Annotated in this window: 15 protein-coding genes and 1 riboswitch; of the genes, 8 read left to right on the top strand and 7 right to left on the bottom strand. The window is 66.6% G+C overall.

The genetic code is table 11. The features are described from left to right. Position 1: 1 nt before the first annotated feature. From EWU68_RS11315 to EWU68_RS11290, 6 genes are all read right to left on the bottom strand, one after another. Positions 2 to 1,252 carry a cystathionine gamma-synthase gene (locus EWU68_RS11315; RefSeq protein WP_129316237.1) on the bottom strand — a complete coding sequence of 417 codons (1,251 nt, stop codon included), beginning with the start codon at positions 1,250 to 1,252 and terminating at the stop codon, positions 2 to 4. Continuing rightward, positions 1,249 to 2,649 carry a PLP-dependent transferase gene (locus tag EWU68_RS11310; protein WP_129316236.1) on the bottom strand — a complete coding sequence of 467 codons (1,401 nt, stop codon included), beginning with the start codon at positions 2,647 to 2,649 and terminating at the stop codon, positions 1,249 to 1,251. The genes EWU68_RS11315 and EWU68_RS11310 overlap by 4 nt, the downstream gene beginning before the upstream one ends. A 41-nt stretch (positions 2,650 to 2,690) precedes the next feature. Beyond that, positions 2,691 to 2,808, bottom strand: a riboswitch (SAM riboswitch). Between the two features lie 97 nt (positions 2,809 to 2,905). Continuing rightward, positions 2,906 to 4,663 carry a dipeptide ABC transporter ATP-binding protein gene (locus tag EWU68_RS11305; protein ID WP_129316235.1) on the bottom strand — a complete coding sequence of 586 codons (1,758 nt, stop codon included), beginning with the start codon at positions 4,661 to 4,663 and terminating at the stop codon, positions 2,906 to 2,908. Next, the gene (locus tag EWU68_RS11300) at positions 4,660 to 5,553 is read right to left on the bottom strand and encodes an ABC transporter permease (protein WP_129316234.1); all 894 of its coding nucleotides are present in this window, start codon (positions 5,551 to 5,553) and stop codon (positions 4,660 to 4,662) included. Before EWU68_RS11300 ends, EWU68_RS11305 begins: the two co-directional genes overlap by 4 nt. Beyond that, entirely contained in the window at positions 5,550 to 6,503 is a 954-nt protein-coding gene (locus tag EWU68_RS11295) for an ABC transporter permease (RefSeq protein ID WP_206064438.1), read from the bottom strand. The genes EWU68_RS11300 and EWU68_RS11295 overlap by 4 nt, the downstream gene beginning before the upstream one ends. Continuing rightward, positions 6,500 to 8,203 carry an ABC transporter substrate-binding protein gene (locus EWU68_RS11290; RefSeq protein WP_129316233.1) on the bottom strand — a complete coding sequence of 568 codons (1,704 nt, stop codon included), beginning with the start codon at positions 8,201 to 8,203 and terminating at the stop codon, positions 6,500 to 6,502. Before EWU68_RS11290 ends, EWU68_RS11295 begins: the two co-directional genes overlap by 4 nt. Positions 8,204 to 8,235: 32 nt before the next feature. Between EWU68_RS11290 and EWU68_RS13350 the strand changes: the two genes are divergently transcribed. Further along, complete coding sequence (locus EWU68_RS13350; protein ID WP_156265486.1) at positions 8,236 to 8,400, top strand: hypothetical protein; 165 nt, start codon at positions 8,236 to 8,238, stop codon at positions 8,398 to 8,400. A gap of 703 nt (positions 8,401 to 9,103) precedes the next feature. Here EWU68_RS13350 and EWU68_RS11285 read toward each other — a convergent pair. Then, positions 9,104 to 10,033 carry a LysR family transcriptional regulator gene (locus EWU68_RS11285; protein WP_129316232.1) on the bottom strand — a complete coding sequence of 310 codons (930 nt, stop codon included), beginning with the start codon at positions 10,031 to 10,033 and terminating at the stop codon, positions 9,104 to 9,106. Between the two features lie 308 nt (positions 10,034 to 10,341). Here EWU68_RS11285 and EWU68_RS11280 point away from each other — a divergent pair, with 308 nt between their 5' ends. The 7 genes from EWU68_RS11280 (at position 10,342) to EWU68_RS11250 (ending at position 17,164) form a co-directional block, all read left to right on the top strand. Continuing rightward, positions 10,342 to 11,361: an EamA family transporter gene (locus EWU68_RS11280; RefSeq protein WP_206064453.1), complete on the top strand. Its 1,020-nt coding sequence runs from the start codon at positions 10,342 to 10,344 to the stop codon at positions 11,359 to 11,361. Positions 11,362 to 11,395: 34 nt separating this feature from the next. Beyond that, positions 11,396 to 11,785: a thiol-disulfide oxidoreductase DCC family protein gene (locus EWU68_RS11275; protein WP_129316231.1), complete on the top strand. Its 390-nt coding sequence runs from the start codon at positions 11,396 to 11,398 to the stop codon at positions 11,783 to 11,785. Positions 11,786 to 12,264: 479 nt separating this feature from the next. Next, entirely contained in the window at positions 12,265 to 13,365 is a 1,101-nt protein-coding gene (locus EWU68_RS11270) for an LLM class flavin-dependent oxidoreductase (protein ID WP_129316230.1), read from the top strand. Next, on the top strand, positions 13,358 to 14,026 hold the full coding sequence (locus EWU68_RS11265) for a CE1759 family FMN reductase (RefSeq protein WP_129316229.1): 669 nt from the start codon (positions 13,358 to 13,360) through the stop codon (positions 14,024 to 14,026). The genes EWU68_RS11270 and EWU68_RS11265 overlap by 8 nt, the downstream gene beginning before the upstream one ends. Before the next feature lie 109 nt (positions 14,027 to 14,135). Then, positions 14,136 to 14,531 carry a VOC family protein gene (locus EWU68_RS11260; RefSeq protein WP_129316228.1) on the top strand — a complete coding sequence of 132 codons (396 nt, stop codon included), beginning with the start codon at positions 14,136 to 14,138 and terminating at the stop codon, positions 14,529 to 14,531. Positions 14,532 to 14,621: 90 nt separating this feature from the next. Further along, positions 14,622 to 15,581, top strand: coding sequence for a CE1 family esterase (locus tag EWU68_RS11255; RefSeq protein WP_202976717.1), 960 nt, complete (start codon positions 14,622 to 14,624; stop codon positions 15,579 to 15,581). Between the two features lie 200 nt (positions 15,582 to 15,781). Beyond that, a complete protein-coding gene (locus EWU68_RS11250) occupies positions 15,782 to 17,164 on the top strand; it encodes a sensor histidine kinase (protein ID WP_129316226.1) in 1,383 nt (460 codons plus the stop codon). Positions 17,165 to 17,172 lie beyond the last annotated feature (8 nt).

Genomic DNA, 17,172 nt, shown 5'->3' with positions numbered 1-17,172 from the left:
GTCAGAGCACTCCGGCCAGGGCTCGATCGAGGTCGGCCTGCAGATCCTCGACGTCCTCGATGCCCACCGACAGGCGGACGACGTCGCTCGGCGGGGCCTCGGGGGTGCCCTTGGTCGACCCGTGGGTCATGGTCGCGGGGTGGGATATCAGCGACTCGACTCCCCCGAGACTCACGGAGAGCCCGAACACCTCGGTGGACTCCGCAAACGCCCTCGCCGCTGCTTCGCCACCCCGGACACGCAGGGACACGACCCCGCCGAATCCGGACATCTGCCTCGCGGCGACGTCGTGCCCCGGGTGTTCCGGAAGACCCGGGTACCAGACCCGTTCGACGTCGTTTCGGTCCGCGAGCCATTCGGCAATGGTTTGGGCGTTTTCGCAGTGCTGCCGGATACGGACTCCGAGGGTCTTGAGGCCGCGCGAGGTCAGGAACGCATCCTGCGGACCCGCGACGGCACCGCCGGCGAATTGTTGGAATTGCAACATCTCGGCCAGGGGCTGGTCCTCCCACACCGCGTCACCGACGACCAGTGCACCGCCCAACACATCCGAATGCCCACCGATGTACTTGGTGGTCGAGTGGACCACGACGTCGGCACCCCACGTCAAAGGATTCTGGAGCGCAGGCGAGGCGAACGTATTGTCGACGACCAGCAACGCCCCGGCGGCATGAGCGGCCTCAGCCCATTCGCGGAGGTCCACGATGCTCAACAAGGGGTTGGTCGGCGTCTCGACCCAGAGGACGGTCGTCGACGGATCAGCGAGCAGGCGGTCGCGCTCGTCGGTCCTGGTTGGGGGCACGAACGCGGTCTCGACCCCCCACCTGGAATACAACTGGCTGAGGAGCCGATGTGTTCCGCCATAGGTCTCCGCCGCCGCCACCACGGTGTTCCCGGGTCGGAGCACCGAACGCAGCAGGGCGTCCTCCGCGGCGATCCCGGATGCGAAGGCAAAGGCGTGGCTCCCGTTCTCGACCTGCGCAAGTTGCGTTTCCAGGGCGGTGCGCGTCGGGTTTCCGCCACGCGAGTACTCGTATCCGCTCTTGAGCGTCTCGACCCCGTCCTGCGTGAACGTCGAGGTCTGGTAGATGGGCGGGATCACGGCCCCCGTCAAGGGGTCCGGCTCCTGTCCTGCGTGGACGGCGGCCGTCCTGAATCCGGGCCGGACCACGGACGGCTGCGTCCTCGCGGAGGTCTCGTCCTGCGCAGGCCGGCGTGACCCGAGGTCGTTGGTTTCTTGCGTCGCGGTCATGCTCGAACGGTCTCCTTCTCGCGTGCGGTGGGTGCCTGGTTCGGGCTGGCTCCGGTGACCCTGTCGAGCGACGTCGAGAGGTCCTGCCACAGGTCCTCGACGTCTTCGCGTCCGAGGGCCAGCCGAACGGTCTGCTCGGTGATCTCTCCCGCCTCCCTGAGTTCGGGGGTGAGTCGACAATGGGTCGTCCACGCCGGGTGGGTGGCCATCGATCGTCCGTCGCCGAGGTTGGCGGCGAGCTTGAACAGTTCCAACGAGTCGAAGAATCGCTCGACGTCGTCCGTGGTCCCGTCGATCTCGAAGGAGAGGACCGCCCCGGTACCGCGTGGGAAGTCGCGGTCGGCGATCGCGGCGTCGCTCGAGCCGGGAAGGCTCGGGTGCCGCACGCTCCGCACGCGCGGATGGGAAGCCAAACGCCGGGCGATCCCTTCCGCAACCCGGCAGTGACGGTCCACCCGGACGTCCAGGGTCTCGATCCCGTCCAGTGCCTGCTGAGCATTCCACGGTGCCAGGCTCGGGCCGAGATCGTTGAGCAGCTGCGCCCTGACGAGGTGAAGGAAGGCCCCGTGCTCGCCGTGCCCCGCAACCAGCGACTGATTGCCGAACCGGCGGCGCGGCGCGGTGAACTGGGGCCATCGGGCCGCATCACTGCTCGGCGAGAACCGTCCGGTGTCCACAACGATTCCGGCCAGCGCGCTGCCGTTGCCGGTCAGGTACTTCGTGACCGAGTGAACGACGACGTCGGCCCCGAGCTTTCCCGGTTGCAGGAGGTGCGGCGTCGCGAGGGTGTTGTCCACCACGAGCGCGGATCCGGCGGCGTGTGCGATGGCCGCGATGTCGGGAATGTCCGGGAGATCGGCGTGCGGGTTCCCGACGGATTCCACGAGGAATGCCCGGGTCCGTTCCGTCACGGCCCGTTCCCACTCGTTCGGTCGATGAGGGTCGACCCAGGTGACCGCGATGCCCGCCTCGGCGAGCGTGTCGTTGAGGAGGTCGGCAGTACCGCCGTAGATGCGGTTCGAGGCAACCACGTGTCCCGCGGGAATCTCGGGGTGCGGCTCGCCGTCCTGGCTCTGCCCCGAACGCCCGGCCAGGGCAAGGAGGGTCAGGGTCAGCGCGGCCTGTCCGGAGGACGTCGCGACGGCGCCGACACCGCCCTCGAGCTCGGCCAGCCGACGCTCCAGGAGTCCCACGGTGGGGCTTCCGGTCCTCGAGTACGTGAATCCGGGTTCCCGCTGACCGAAGCACTCCCTGGCATCGCGAAGAGTATCGAATTCGTAGGAGGCGGTCAGGTACAGCGGCGGTCGAACCGGGCGGGCCGACGGCGGGTCGGTCGTGCCACCGTGGATCTGCACCGTGCCGAGCCCGGGTGCCTGCGGGTATTCCTCTGCTGACATCGTAATCCCCTTCGAAGGCGGGGCGCCGAGTCCTTCTCGTGACGCCGTGCTTGCCGGGGAGCGGTGTGCTCCCGGCCGGATCTTCATCTGGGGCACCCCATCACAGCGGAAAGGGTTGCCGACCGGTCAGCCAGAGCTTCACGACCGGTGCTCGTGATCCTGATAGCGAACTTACAACCTGGTCAGCGGCCTCGAAAGGACATGACCTCCGATTCCGCCGCCTCGTCACACACGGTTCACCCGACGCCCGACGACGTCATATGACGTTCGCCCGGCCGCTTTCGTGACGGGTTCCGGGAACCGCCTCGATGAGTGTCCGAGTCAGCCGCTCCCGCGGGGTATCGAAGACTTCCCCCGCCGGTCCGGACTCGATCACGCGTCCCTCGGCCATGACCAGGACGTCGTCGGAGATCTGGCGGATGACGGCCAGGTCGTGACTGATGAACACGTATGACAGCCCCAGCCGCTCCTGGAGGTCCGCGAGGAGATCAAGGATCTGGGCCTGGACCGAGACGTCGAGCGCGGAGACCGGTTCGTCCAGCACGATGAGCTCGGGATCGACCGCGAGCGCCCGGGCAATGGAGACGCGTTGCCTCTGGCCTCCGGAGAGCTCCGCGGGTCGGCGACCGGCCAGGTCACGAGGGAGGGCCACGAGGTCCAGGAGCTCGTTGACGCGTTCGGCCCGCTCCGCGCGGGTTCCGATGCGGAACCCGCGCAATGGTTCCCCGATCGACGCGGCGACGGTGTACTTCGGGTCGAGGGAACCGGTCGGGTCCTGATGGACGAAGCGCGCCCGGGTTGCCAGTTCTCTCCCCTGCCGCCGGTTGTGTCCCAGGGGCTTCCCGAAGACTTCCAATTCCCCCTGGTCGTAAGTTTCCAGGCCGAGGAGAATGCGTGCCGTCGTCGATTTTCCGGACCCCGACTCGCCCACGATCCCCAGCGTCCGACCTGGGGCCAACTCGAAGTCGACGTCGGTCACCGCCTGGACCCGGTGCGGTCCCGTCCCGAAAGCCTTGCTCAGCCCCTTGGCGCGCACCACGGGCGTGGTTCCTTCCGGAACGGTGCCGGTCTTCCGGTGCGGAACCGCATGCACCACCGGCGAGGCCGACATCAGTCTCCGGGTGTACTCGTGCTGGGGGTCGGCGAAGACGCGTTCGGCGCGCCCTTCTTCCACCACACGCCCTTTCTCCATGACCAGGATGCTGTCCGCGCGGTCGCGGGCAACACCGAGATCGTGCGTGATCAGCAGAAGGCCCGCTCCTGCACGGGCGACCCGGTCTTCCAGGAGGTCCAGGATGCTCTTCTGGGCCGAGACGTCGAGAGCGGAGGTCGGTTCGTCCGCGATCACGAGGCGGGGTTCGCGCGCGAGAGCCAGCGCGATGAGGACCCGTTGTCGCTGGCCCCCGGAGAGTTCGTGCGGGTACCGCGACCCGTGGAGTTCTGGGTCGAGGCCGACGTCGGCGAGCGCCGTCGCGATTCGGGCTGCGGCCTGGCGGCGCGCGGTTCCCGCGGCCCGCAGCGTCTCGGACAGCTGGGAGGCAATCGTGCGCACCGGGTTGAGACCCGTCCCGGTGTCCTGGGGGACGTATCCCAGCAGGTCGCCGCGGACGTTTTTCCACACCTTGTCGGAGGCGCCGCGCATGTCCTGCCCCATCAGCCGTTGTTCGGCCGTTCGTGCGTGCGCGGAACCCGGGAGCAACCCGGCGGCCACGGCGGCGGTGGTCGATTTGCCCGATCCGGATTCCCCGACGACGGCCAGGGTCTGCCCGACCGGGACGGTCAGCGATACGCCTTCGACGGCGGGGGACGCGGCGGGGGCGTAGCGCACGGTCAGATCGCGCAGGGTGAGGGCGGCAACCTGGTTGTCGGTCCCGTGCTCCGTGTGAGTGCGGCCGGTCTCTTCGGCGTCGACCTCCTGATGGTGCGCGTCCGCGGGTCCCGACGCCGCGGGCTGTGTTGCCTCGGTGCGCTGCTGTGCGCGGGATCGTGTCAGGGTTGGGGTCCAGGGAGTCATGATGGTCTCCTCTCCGTTTGGAGGGCGTGGGCAATGCGATTGACGGATACGACGACGCCCGCGATCACCAGCCCGGGGATCACGGTCATCCACCACGAGCTGGCGAGGTAGTCCCGACCCTCGGAGATCAGGAAGCCCCATTCGGGGTCGGGCGGCTGGGTCCCGAATCCGAGAAAGCTCAGGGCCGAGATCGCGAGAACCGCCGCGCCGAACTCGATGGCGGCGAGAGCGCCGACGGGTCCGATCGCGTGGGGCAGGACGTGGCGCAAGAGGATCTCGGGTGTCCTGATGCCCGACATGGTCGCGGCTTCGATGAACAGCGAATTCCTCCAGCGCAGCACTTCGCCCCGCATGAGCCTCGCGAAGGAAGGCACGGAGGCCACGGCGACGGCGACCGCGATGTTCACCGGCCCCGAGCCCAGCGATGCGACGACGGCCAAGGACAGAAGCAGGGAGGGGACGGACTGGAGGACGTCCACGATTCTCATGAGAACGGTGTCGACCACGCGGCCGGCGGTCCCGGCAACCAGTCCCAGGAAGGTACCGGTCACGAAGGACATGAGGACGGCGATGGCGGTGGTTCCCAGTGATGCTCCGGCGCCCTGGACGACACGAGAGAAAATGTCTCGGCCCAGGTGGTCGGTTCCGAACCAGTGGTGGGCGTTCGGCGGCGACAACCGGATGTCGGGATCGCCCAGCAACGGGTTCTCCGTGACGAACAAGGAGGGAAGGACCGCCCACGCCAGAACCACCAGGACCACGAGAGCGGACAGGATCAGGCCGAAGGGAAGACGAAGCATCGTCGTCGTGGTCCTGCGCCCGCGCCCCTGGGTGCCCACCGATTCTTCCTCGGGGTCCTCCAGGCGCGTGCTGAATTCGGTGGCAGTCATGAGCGCGACTCCTGGACGGGACGGGTTCTGGGATCGAGGATCGGGTAGAGCAGATCGACCACGAGGTTGACCACCACGAACACGAGAGCGGACAACATCACGACGCCGAGGACCACGGGCATGTCCTGTCCCGTGACCGATGTTTCGGCGAGCCGACCGATCCCGTTGCGGGTGAAGACCGTCTCGACGATGACCGCGCCACCCAGAACGTTGCCGAGGACCACGCCGGCGATCGACAGGAGCGAAACCCCGGCCGGTGGAAGCGCGTGCGAGAGGAGGAGGCGCACTCGGCTCAGGCCGGCGGCACGGTATGTCGTGACGAATTGCCGCGTCCACTCGTGGGTGAGGGATCGCAACAACACCTGGGCGATCATCGCGCCGAGAGGAAGCGAGAGCGTCAGTGCGGGGAGAATGACTCCGGCGAACCCGCGCGCCCCGATCGCCGGGATGAGGCCCAGTCGGAAGGAGAAGAACTGCAGGAGGAGCAGGCCGACCCAGAAGGTCGGCAGGGAGACCCCCACGCTCGGGAGACCCGAGAGCAGATTGCGCAACCACGGGTTCCGCGCGCCGACGGCGGCGAGTGCCACCAGGATTCCCCCGGGGACGGCGATGAGCAGCGACCATGCCGCCAACTCGATCGTCACGGGCAGGGCCTGGCCGATGGCCGCCGTCACGGGCTGTCCGGTGGTGTACGACGTCCCGAGGTTTCCTCGGACGGCGTCGCCGAGAGAGGTCAGGTACTGGACGATCAGCGGCTGGTCGAAACCGTACTGGTGCCGAATCTCGTCGATTTCCTGTTGGGTGGCCGTCGAAAGGTCTCCACCCAGCACCGCGGCCACGGAGTCTCCGGGCAGAGCGTACAGCAGCAGGAAGGCCAGGGTGTAGGCGGCCCAGAGCACGAGCACACCGAAACCGAGGCGACGCAGGATCATCGCGACCACCGGGTTCATTGGGTCCCTCCTCTCGCGGAGTCGGAGTTGGAGCCGGCGTCGGAGCTGGGGCCGGATCCGGGGCCGGTCGTGCCGTTGGCGTCGTCCAGCCAGGTGTCGTACAGCTCGAAACGTGAAGACGCCTCGTAGCGGAACCCCTGGACGTGGGGCGACGTCGCCATCACACCGGACAGCTCGACCAGCGGGACCGAGTGCGCGTCCTCGATCAGGGCGGACACGGAATCATCGACGAGCTTCTTCCGCTCCGTCGGATCCTTGACCCCGGCCGAGCGGTCCAGGTCCTGGTCGATCTGCGCGGGCTCCCGCCTGTTCCGGTTGGCACCGTTCGCGTCGAAGACGGTTCGGAGCACGTCCGGATCCGACCGGGTCAGATTCATGAACTCGGCGTCGGCCTCTCCGGATTGCCTGGCCGCCTCGGTGTTGGCGACCGTGGTCTGCTCGAGCTTCATCTCGATGCCCGACTCCCTCAGCTGCTGCTGCACGAGTTCCAGGAAGGGCGCGGACTGCCAGTACTTGACCGTGAAGCTCAGGGTCCGGCCGTCCTTCTCCCTCAGACCGGTCTTGTGGTTCATCGTCCATCCGGCCTGGTCGAGGAGTTTCGCGGCGCCGCCGGGGTCGTGGCCCAGCAGGTCGGAGACGTCCTGGTAATCCGGCGTGGACCGGGCGAGCAACGACGTCGCCGGCTCCTGGTACCTCGAGAGCAACGCCCGCAACTGGTCGCGGTCGATGGACTTGGTCAGGGCCTTGCGGACGCGTTCGTCGGAGAAGAGCGGCCTGGACTCGTTGAGGATCAGGTTGTAGACGACGCCGGGGTTCGGCCGGTCGAGGATCTTGTAGTCCGAGGCCTGGAGGAGTTCTTCGTCCTGGGGCTGGACCACGGTATCGACGTCGATCTGGTCGGAGGCCAGGCTCCCGTTGCGGACGGTCGCTTCGGGGACGATCGACATGTCCACGGCGTCGAGGTAGGCCGCACCCGTATGGTCTGCCGAGTCAGGGGCCCAGGCGTAGTCATCGAACCTGTCGAGGTGGACGCTCTGTCGCGGAGTGTATTTCGCGAGCCGGAAGGGCCCGGTGCCCACGACGTCGCCCCCGCACCGGTCCTCGGCGGATTTGGCCAGCGTGGCGTCGGAGTAGAAACCGAGGGTCATGGTGGATGTCGCCTGGAGGAACTGGGCGTTGGGTTCGTCGAAGTCCACCGTGACGGTTCGGTCATCGGGTGTCCGTATGTCCGACAGGCCCGTCAGGTAGGTGGACCCCAGGCTGGCCTTGGCCCCCAGGTCCTGGATCGCCCGCAGATTGTTCTTGACGGACTGGGCGGTGAAATCCGTTCCGTCCTGGAACGTGACCCCGTCCCGGAGGTGGAACGTGAACTCGGTCGAGTCGTCATTCACGTCCCACGATTCCGCGAGCCAGGGCTCCAACTCACCGGAATCGGGGTCCTGGTAGGTCAACGAGTCGGTGACCTGTCGGGTCACGTTGAGGGCGACGTTCTGACCGGCTTGTTGTCCGTCCACGCACCCGGGATCCGCGTCGAAGGCAAGGCGGAGCGTTCCCCCGGAGACGGGGGAGTCCGAGGTGTGCTTGCTTCCGGCGTTCTCGGAGGATCCGCACCCGGTCAGCACGAGCAACGTGCTGAAACCGAGAGCAAGGAGACTGGCCCACCGGAAATGAGGCTTCCGGTCTCGGGGCGGCAAGGGCATGAGAATCTTCCTGGGGAATTGTTTCGGGCATCATGACGACGGCGACGCCCGACCCGCCCAAGATTCACGGGGATTGCGGCGCCGCTCAGCGGATAGGACAGTCCAATGCCTCGAAGCGCGAGGCCAGCGCCCAGGTCTGGGAATTCCTGAAAGCGGTCACGATGCGATTCCTCTGGATTGCGAGTGACACGGGGTGATGCCGTGCGTCTGCCATCAGGCTATCCATCCCGGTCGCGAGAGTCAGAGGAATTGAAAGAATCCGTCATCTGGCTCAAGAAAACGCAGTCTTGGGCGATCGACGTCGGCATCTCCCCCCGCCCCTGCACTCCCCGCCCCTCCACGCGATCGCGCGATCGCGGGATCGCACGATCGCACGAGGTGGCAGTTCTGTGCGGCTGCGACCGCGAGGTGGCACCCCGTGCACCCACGCCCGCGAAGTGGCAACCTTGTGCACCCACGCCCGCGAAGTGGCAACCTAGTGCACTTTTCGGGTCAAAACCCGCACAAACCTGCCACCTCGCCACGAAAACCGCACAACACTGCCACCTCGCCCCGCGAAACGAGACACCACGCCCGCGAAGTGGCAACCTTGTGCACCCACGCCCGCGAGGTGGCAATCTCGTGCACATTTCGGGTCAAAATCCGCACAAACCTGCCACCTCGCCACGAAAACCGCACAACATTGCCACCTCGCCGCAGGAAACCAGACACCAGAACCGCGAAGTGGCAGTTCTGTGCACCCACGCCCGCGAAGTGGCAACTTTGTGCACTTTTCGGGCCGAAATCCGCACAAACCTGCCACCTCGCCACGAAAACCGCACAACATTGCCACCTCGCCCCCGGGAAGAAGCACGCCAGCCCCCGGGAAGAAGCACGCCGCCAACTCCCTCCCCCCCGGCGTTACTCCGTCAGCCGCAGGTCGGGTTCCGGTGCGGTTTCTCCCCGGACGGCTTCCTGGAACGCCTCCCGACAAGCGAGGATGGCGGGGTGGCTCGCTCGGCCCGTGCGGTTCGATGTGTAGACCATCCGGTGGTCGTCCCCCGGGAGGCCGATCAGCCGGGTTCCGGCCAGGTACTGCCGGTTGAGCAGGGCGGGGATCAGGGCGACGGCGTGCCCCGTGCGGACCAGGTGGGCCTGGATGAGGGGGTTCCTGGTGTCGAATCGGACCCTCGGCTCGAATCCGGCGCTGCGGCAGATTCCCCGTGCCCACTGACCCGTCGGCTGGTCCGCGGGGTCCATCGCCCAGGGCGCGTCCTTGAGGTCGCTGAATCGACGGGGAGTCTCGGCCAGAGGACCCTCTCCCGGGATGACCAGGTTCAGCGGATCCCTGATCACGGTGGTCCTGTCGACCCCTTCCCGTACCGGTTCGGCCAGCCCCGGGTATTCCTCTCCGATGATCACGTCGAATTCGTGGGCAAGGAGTCCTTCGTAGGCTTCCCCGACTTCCCGCTGAGTGATGTCGACCGCGAGCTTCGGGTGCCTCTCGTCGAGAATGTCCAGAGCCCGCGAAGCGACCGTCATGACCGCGGTCTGGAAGGCCCCGATGCGCAACGTCCCTCCCACCTCGGTGTGGGAACCCGCCAGTTCCGACTCGGCAAGCTCCATGCGGGCGAGCATGGCGTCCGCGTGGTGAACCAGATTCTCCGCCTCGGGAGTCAGACGCACCCCGCGTCCCACATGCTCCAGGAGCACGACGCCGGCCTCCCTCTCCAAAAGAGCCAACTGTTGGGACACGGCCGACGGCGTGTACGCCATCGACCGCGCGACCTTCGCCAACGTCCCCATGCGTTGGACCTCGCGAAGCATACGGAGCCGCTGAAGATTGAGCACAGTTTTCTTCCTCCCGGGATCCACGGGCGCCAGTCGTTTCCCCGGATATTCCGGGATCTCGTCAGTACGGGCTGTTGGTGAGTGGGGGTGCCCGGCGTCGGCGGTCACGTCGGCGGTCACCTCGGCAGCCGACGTCGTTCGCCGGTTCCGCCCGATGATTATTTTTTCTTACCTTTTGGAGTTAGATACATTCGCTAGACTACCCATTCTCTGAAAGCCCATGCTTAATACCTGCCCCTCCCGTGTTGTTCCGGGGATCAGGGCGACGTCATCAGATTCGTTCCTTCAGGAGGTGACCCGTGAACACCATGAGCACCGGACCCGCAACAGGTGTGACTCCGGCCGTCGTGACCACCGGCTCGATACCCACCGTGAGCCCGGGGTCGGACTCTCCCCGGAGCATGGCCCCCGGGATCCTGTTCGTCATCGGTTCCTGCACGTCGCTCCAGCTGGGTGCCTCGATCGCGACGTCGCTGTTCCCGCATCTCGGCCCCTGGGGCGTCACCTCGTTGCGGATGCTGTTTGCGGCGGTCATTCTTCTGGTCATCACGCGGCCTCGGGTTGCCGGGTGGACCGGCAAGCAGTGGCGTTCCGTCGTCCTTTTCGGACTCGCTCTGGCCGGCATGAACGGCTTCTTCTACGCGGGAATCGCGCGTATCCCGCTCGGGGCGGGTGTGGCCATCGAGTTCCTGGGCCCCTTGGCGCTGGCCGCCATCCTCTCCCGCAGGATCGTGGATTTCCTGTGGGTGCTGCTCGCCCTGGCCGGGATGGCCGTGCTCGGCGTCGAGAGCGTGACGACCGCGAGTGCCGCTCTGGATCCCCTCGGCGTGGTCTGCGTGCTCATCGCGGGCGCATTCTGGGCCGTCTACGTCCTGACGAGTGCCCAGGTCGGGCGCACGGTCCCCGGCACCGGCGGTCTCGCCGTCGCGATGGCGGTCGCGGCCGTGGTTCTTGCCCCAGTCGGTGGACCCTCCGCGGTCCATGCGTTCTCCGACCCGAAACTCCTGGTGATGGGGGCCGTGGTGGGGCTGATGTCCTCGGTCATTCCGTACACTCTCGAGCTCAAGGCGTTGCGGCGCCTGCCGAATGCGACCTTCAGCATTCTCCTGAGCCTCGAGCCCGCTTTCGCCGCCCTGTTCGGTTTCCTTCTGCTGCATCAGGTGGTCGGTCCGCTCCGGTTGCTCGCCATCGCGCTGGTGATTCTCGCGTCGATGGGCACCACTCTGTCCGCGACCAAGGTCCGACGTCCGGGCTCGGCACGTCGTCGAGGTCGGAAGGCCCAGCGGTCGGATGAGAGGGAGAACCGGGAGCAGGTCCCCACGGGGTGAGACACGACTCGCCCGGGAGGGCTATGGTCGGCTCATGCGAACATTCGTGTACGACGACGCCTGCGGGCCCTGCGTTCCGGCGGCCAGATTCCTGGATCGCCGAACCCGCGACCGCCTCGACGTCGTCCCCTTCTCCCGGGTCCAGGAAGAACTCACGGATGGCGAGTGCGAGAGATTTCTCGACGAAGCCGTCTATGCGGAGGGCCCGCGACCGCCCGAAGGAAAGCTCGTCCCCGGGGCGAGGAAGTTCTGGGGACACGAGTCGATCGGAAAAGCCCTTCTTGCCTCGCCGCATCGGGTCGACAGGCTCGCGGGTCGGCTGATTCTGGCCCCCGTGGCCTCGGTCGGGGCCCGGTGGGTCTACGCGTGGTTCTCCTCGAACCGGTGGCGGTTCGGCGGGGGATCCTGCGGCGTCGGAGGGTAGACGCGGCCGGGTACGTCTCGTACGCACGCCTCGCCGGCCGCGTCGTCGGCCGCCCAGCACGGCCGCCCAGCACGGCCGAGGTGGCAATCCCGTGCGTTCCCCGCCGCGAGGTGGCAATCCCGTGCGCTCCCAGCGCCGAGGTGGCAATCCCGTGCGTTCCCAGTAGCGAGGTGGCAGTTTTGGGACAAAAACCCGCCAAAAACCGCACGATTCTGCCACCTCGGCGCTGAATCCGCACGAGATTGCCACCTCGGCCACCACACCCCAAGCCGCACACACCCAGCCGCCACACCCCAAGCCGCACACACCCAGCCGACACCCCCAAGCCGCACACCCACCCCTCAAACTTGCTTTACGATTCAAATATTTTTTGCCGGGAATAAGCGGAAGTGGAACCGTGTTGTGCAGGATGATTCACCCAAAACCCCCACGGGTCACGCCGACGGCGCCGGCCCCGAACCAGTCAGCAGGAGGTCACCTTGCAACTCGGAATCATGACGATCGGGGACGTCACCCAGGACCCCACCACCGGCACCACTCCCACGGAGCACGAGCGCATCAAGGCCACCGTCGAAATTGCCAAGAAGGCCGAGGACATCGGTCTGGACGTGTTTGCGACCGGCCAGCACCACAATCCGCCGTTTGTGGCCCCGGGGAATCCGCCCACGCTCATGGCCTACCTCGCGGCGCAGACCGAGAACCTGATCCTCTCGACGTCGACCACCCTGATCACCACGATGGACCCGGTGCGTCTGGCCGAGGACTACTCGTACGTCCAGCACCTTGCGGAGGGGCGGGTGGATCTCATGCTCGGGCGCGGGAACACGGGCCCGGTCTACCCGTGGTTCGGCAAGGACATCCGACAGGGCGTGAACCTCGCGGTGGAGAACTACAACCTGCTGCACCGCCTGTGGAACGAGGACGTCGTGAACTGGCAGGGCAAGTTCCGTACCCCGTTGCAGTCGTTCACTTCTACTCCTCGGCCGCTCGACGGCGTCGCACCGTTCGTGTGGCACGGGTCCATCCGTACGCCGGAGATCGCGGAACAAGCGGCGTACTACGGCGACGGCTTCTTCCACAACAACATTTTCTGGAACAAGGAACACACGGCCCAGATGATCAATCTGTACCGCGAGCGCTATGAGCATTACGGCCACGGCAAGGCCGAACAGGCGATCGTCGGCCTGGGTGGCCAGTTCTTCATGCGCCAGAAGACGCAGGATGCGTGGCGGGAGTTCCGTCCGTACTTCGACAACGCACCGGTCTACGGCCACGGCCCCACCCTGGAGGAGTTCACGGACCAGACCCCGTTGACCGTGGGTTCGCCGCAGGAGGTTCTGGAGAAGACCTTGTCGTTCCGGGAGTACGCGGGTGATTACCAGCGTCAGCTGTTCCTGGTCGACCACGCCGGCCTGCCGCTCAAGACGGTTCTTGAGCAGTTGGACATGTTCGGCGAGCAGGTTCTGCCGGAGCTCCGCAAGGAGTACGCGGCCTCGCACAACCCCGAGGTCCCGGAGGCCCCGGTGCATCCGCGCGTCGCCGAGGCCCGCACGGTCCAGGAAGGAGAACATCATGCGTAAGGCCACGCTGGTCGTCGTGACGGCCGGTCTGTCCGAGCCGTCGTCGACCGCCCTTCTGGGTGAGAGGATCGCGGATTCGGTGCTCGCTCGGCTCAGGAGTGAAGCCCATGAAGTCGAGGTCGAAACCGTTTCCCTGCGTAGCCTGGCGCACGGGATCGCGGACTACATGACCATGGGCTTCCCCTCGGGGGAGGTAGGCCGTGCACTGGACACCGTCCGATCCGCGGACGCCCTGATCGCGGTGACGCCGACATTCAAGGCCGGGTACACCGGGCTGTTCAAGTCCTTCTGGGACCTGACGGACGACGACGACCTGGTCGGCGTCCCCACGATCGTCGCGGCCACGGGCGGCACCGCCCGGCACTCCCTCGTGATCGAGAGTTCCTTGCGGCCTCTCTTCGCGTACCTGCACGCCGACGTCGTTCCCACTGGTGTTTTTGCCGCCACCGACGACTTCGGCGCGGACGACTCGTTGCAGCATCGCATCGACCGGGCGGGAGCCGAGCTGGCGGACCGCATCGCGTGGAAGCTCGGCGGCGAACACCCGGGCGAGAGCGACCCGGTGACGGCGGAACCGGAACCGGCGTCGCCTTCCCTCGCCGGAGGCAACGGGCTTCCCCCGCTCAAGGTCACCCCTTTCGAGGATCTCCTGAACGGCTGATCACGGGGACCGTACGGCGACAGGGGCCCGGGGACTCCCCGACCCCTGTCGTCGACCCGGCGTCCGCAGTAGCCTGTGGTCACGATCCACGCGCGAGGAGTCGAGTCGTATGAACACCCCAGCACTGTCCGGAATCCACCACGTGAAGATTCCCGTGACCGATATAGAGCGCAGTCGTCGCTGGTACGAATCGGTGCTGGGCCTGAGGGTCCAGCGGGATTTCCGGGACGACGGCGTGGTGCCCGGTCTCGCCGGGACGCTGTCCTCCCCAGAGGGCGAAGCCTTCCTCTCGATCGCCCTCCGCCAGAACCCGCAGGCCGCCCGAGGGATCCACGGATTCGACCCGCTCTCCCTGTATGTTCCGGACCAGGAGGAGCTCGAGGCATGGAAGGACCATCTGGAACGTCTGGGCCACGGTGTCCCCGATGCGACCCCCAACGGCAACGTGCTTCTTCTCCACGACCCGGACGGCATCGAAATCCGGATCTTCGGCACCAGGCCCTGACGCTTCGGTCGGCAGACGAACGCGCACCGGCGTGACTCGGTGATGACGCGAGCTTTCACGTCCCGGGTGCGCCGAACGTACGATGATGCGGTGAACACTTGCCTGACCGTGAGCCGAGAGTCGATCGAGCCCCAGGGGCGCGAGCGCACCCTGACCGTCGTGGCACCGAGTCATGTGGAGGAGAACGCACCGCTCGTGCTCCTTTTCCACGGGTCGCAGCAGAATTCCCGGGTCTTCCGCAAATTCACCGCCGGAACCTTCGACGACGTCGCTGCCCGCACCGGAACCGTGATGGCATACTTGGACGGCTTCGAGCGTCACTTCAACGATTCCCGCGTGCGCGCGGACTTCCGGTCCCGTGAACTCGGGATCGACGACGTCGCCTTCGCCGCGGCCACCATCAGACGGCTCCGACAGACGCACGGCATCGATCCGGCCAGGGTCTTCGCCGTCGGGTATTCCAATGGCGGCCACATGGTCCTCCGGCTGATCCATGAGGCGCCCAAGCTCTTGTCGGGCGCGGCGACGATCGCAGCGACCCAGCCCACCCCGGAGAATTTCTTGCTCGCGGACGGGTTGCCGACTATTCCGAAACCCGTTCGCCTGCTCGCGATCCACGGCACGGCGGATCCCCTGGCCCCCTACGACGGAGGCCAGGCATCCCTCTGGGGCAAGCAATCCCGCGGCGCCGTCCTGTCGGCGCCGGAATCCGCCGGCTACTTCGCCGAGCGCAACGGGACCAGCACCGCCCCGTCCGAGACCCGACCCCACCGCGACGTCGTCGTGTCCGAATGGTCCGAGCGAGGCAAAGAACCGGTGCACCTGTGGACGGTGCACGGCATGGGGCACGTGGTTCCTGCACCGCACGACGTCGTCGCGAGTCTCGGGCCCGGCACGCGAGCCTTCGTGGCCGCCGATGTCATTGCGGATTTCTTCGGCCTGGGCACTCGAGTCGGCACGCGTCGGGCATCCGGGACCGAGCCGTTGTCCGCTCCGGATTCGACGGGGGTAGAGCCAGCTCTACCCCGGGCTCAGAGCGTTCCCCACTGATCCCGGCACGGGTGTGCGAGACCATGAATATGCAGCGTCCGGCCGACCCTCAGAAGAGCCCGCTCCCGCTGGTGCCGGCGAATCCGTCTCGACCAAAGCATCCTCGCCCACCAAGTCATCGGGCACTTCCAGGGTCGGCCCGCACGCGACGAACAGGGTAACGTCTCCCGCACGAGCGACGGACGTCAACGAGAGGAACCATGAAAGCATCGATGTGGCGCAAGCTGACGAGCCCTTGGTACCTCGTCTCTTCGGGCCCGTGGGTTGCCCTGTGCGCACTCCTTCTCCAACCCATGATGTTCCTCGTCGCGATGGTGGCCGCATTCACGCTCGTCGGTCTCGTCTCGACGAATGATTCCTTCCTGAGCATCACCTTCTTCGGGTTCCCTGTGCTGGCCCTCGCGCTCCTTCCCATCATCGGGCTGTGGTTCGGATACATCGAGCGCGGCCGACTGTGGATGCTGGGCTTCCCGGAGGTTCCCCAGGCCAATGTGAGCATGCCGCTCAAGCCGTTCATGGAGTGGGTCAGGACCAGGTACCGGGAGCCGGCCTCCTGGCGCAATGTGCTGGCCCTCGTGGTCGCCGGGGTCTTCGGGATCTTTTCGACGATCCTGCTGATCTTCGAAGCTTTCACCCTGGCGAGCATGGCCGGTCTGTGGTTCTTGACCGGCTCCCTCGACAGAACGTTGTCGAGGGGCGAGGTTCCTGGCGTCTTCTCGTTCCTCCGTCTCGTCGTCCACGGCGACATCACGCCCGAGGACTGGTGGAAATTCCCGCTCATCGCCGTCGTGGCGATCATCGTCTTCGCCTACACCAACGGGCTGGTCGCCGCGACCACCGGGTCCGTCTCGAAGACCCTCCTGAGCCCCCGGCCCGAGGAGATCGAACGGCAGGTCCGGCAGCTCACCTCGTCCCGGGCCCGCATCATGGACTCCTTCGAGTCGGAAAGACGACGCATCGAACGGGACCTGCACGATGGCGTCCAACAGGAACTCGTGAACCTGACTCTGAGACTCGGAATGGCCGAGTTCGAGCTCCAATCCCTCGAAAGGCAGGGGATCGACGTCGACGCCGCCCGGCACGAGGTCTCCCGAGCCCAGGAGCAGATGGACCACGCCCTGCAGACGCTGCGGAACACGGTTCGAGGAATCTACCCTGCCGTCTTGGAGGACCACGGCCTGAGGGCAGCCCTCGAGGAGCTCGCGACGCACTCGATGCTTCCGGTGGAGCTCGTCTACCGGGCCGAAGACCGGCTGCCGAAGGATATCCAACGCACCGCGTACTACATCGCGAGCGAGGCCGTGACCAACGCCCTCAAGCATTCGACCGCGAACACCATCTGGATCACCGCCTACACCGAAAACAACGTCTTCACCATCGAAATCACGGACAACGGCCAGGGTGGTGCCGACTCCAGCGCGGGCGGCGGGATCTCGGGCCTGAACGAGCGTGTGCAGACCATGGACGGAAGCGTCCGACTGGTTTCGCCCCTGGGCGGCCCGACCACGCTCTACGGATCGATACCCTTGGGGGAGAACCCACCCGCGGTCGACGACGAGGCCGCCACCGCCCATCGCCCCTAGATCACCCC

Origin of the sequence: Rothia koreensis (genome assembly GCF_004136575.1) — a bacterium.
In the GTDB taxonomy this organism is placed as follows: domain Bacteria; phylum Actinomycetota; class Actinomycetes; order Actinomycetales; family Micrococcaceae; genus Rothia; species Rothia koreensis.
This window is presented reverse-complemented; position numbering and strand designations above follow the sequence as displayed.

Excerpts from the sequence above, each read along its gene's own strand:
- EWU68_RS11310 (WP_129316236.1), bottom strand. The coding sequence starts at position 2,649 with ATGTCAGCAGAGGAATACCCGCAGGCACCCGGGCTCGGCACGGTGCAG.
- EWU68_RS11305 (WP_129316235.1), bottom strand. The coding sequence starts at position 4,663 with ATGACTCCCTGGACCCCAACCCTGACACGATCCCGCGCACAGCAGCGC.
- EWU68_RS11300 (WP_129316234.1), bottom strand. The coding sequence starts at position 5,553 with ATGACTGCCACCGAATTCAGCACGCGCCTGGAGGACCCCGAGGAAGAA.
- EWU68_RS11260 (WP_129316228.1), top strand. The coding sequence starts at position 14,136 with ATGAACACCCCAGCACTGTCCGGAATCCACCACGTGAAGATTCCCGTG.
- EWU68_RS13350 (WP_156265486.1), top strand. The coding sequence starts at position 8,236 with ATGACGACGGCGACGCCCGACCCGCCCAAGATTCACGGGGATTGCGGC.
- EWU68_RS11265 (WP_129316229.1), top strand. The coding sequence starts at position 13,358 with ATGCGTAAGGCCACGCTGGTCGTCGTGACGGCCGGTCTGTCCGAGCCG.
- EWU68_RS11315 (WP_129316237.1), bottom strand. The coding sequence starts at position 1,252 with ATGACCGCGACGCAAGAAACCAACGACCTCGGGTCACGCCGGCCTGCG.
- EWU68_RS11290 (WP_129316233.1), bottom strand. The coding sequence starts at position 8,203 with ATGCCCTTGCCGCCCCGAGACCGGAAGCCTCATTTCCGGTGGGCCAGT.
- EWU68_RS11295 (WP_206064438.1), bottom strand. The coding sequence starts at position 6,503 with ATGAACCCGGTGGTCGCGATGATCCTGCGTCGCCTCGGTTTCGGTGTG.
- EWU68_RS11275 (WP_129316231.1), top strand. The coding sequence starts at position 11,396 with ATGCGAACATTCGTGTACGACGACGCCTGCGGGCCCTGCGTTCCGGCG.
- EWU68_RS11250 (WP_129316226.1), top strand. The coding sequence starts at position 15,782 with ATGAAAGCATCGATGTGGCGCAAGCTGACGAGCCCTTGGTACCTCGTC.
- EWU68_RS11280 (WP_206064453.1), top strand. The coding sequence starts at position 10,342 with ATGAGCACCGGACCCGCAACAGGTGTGACTCCGGCCGTCGTGACCACC.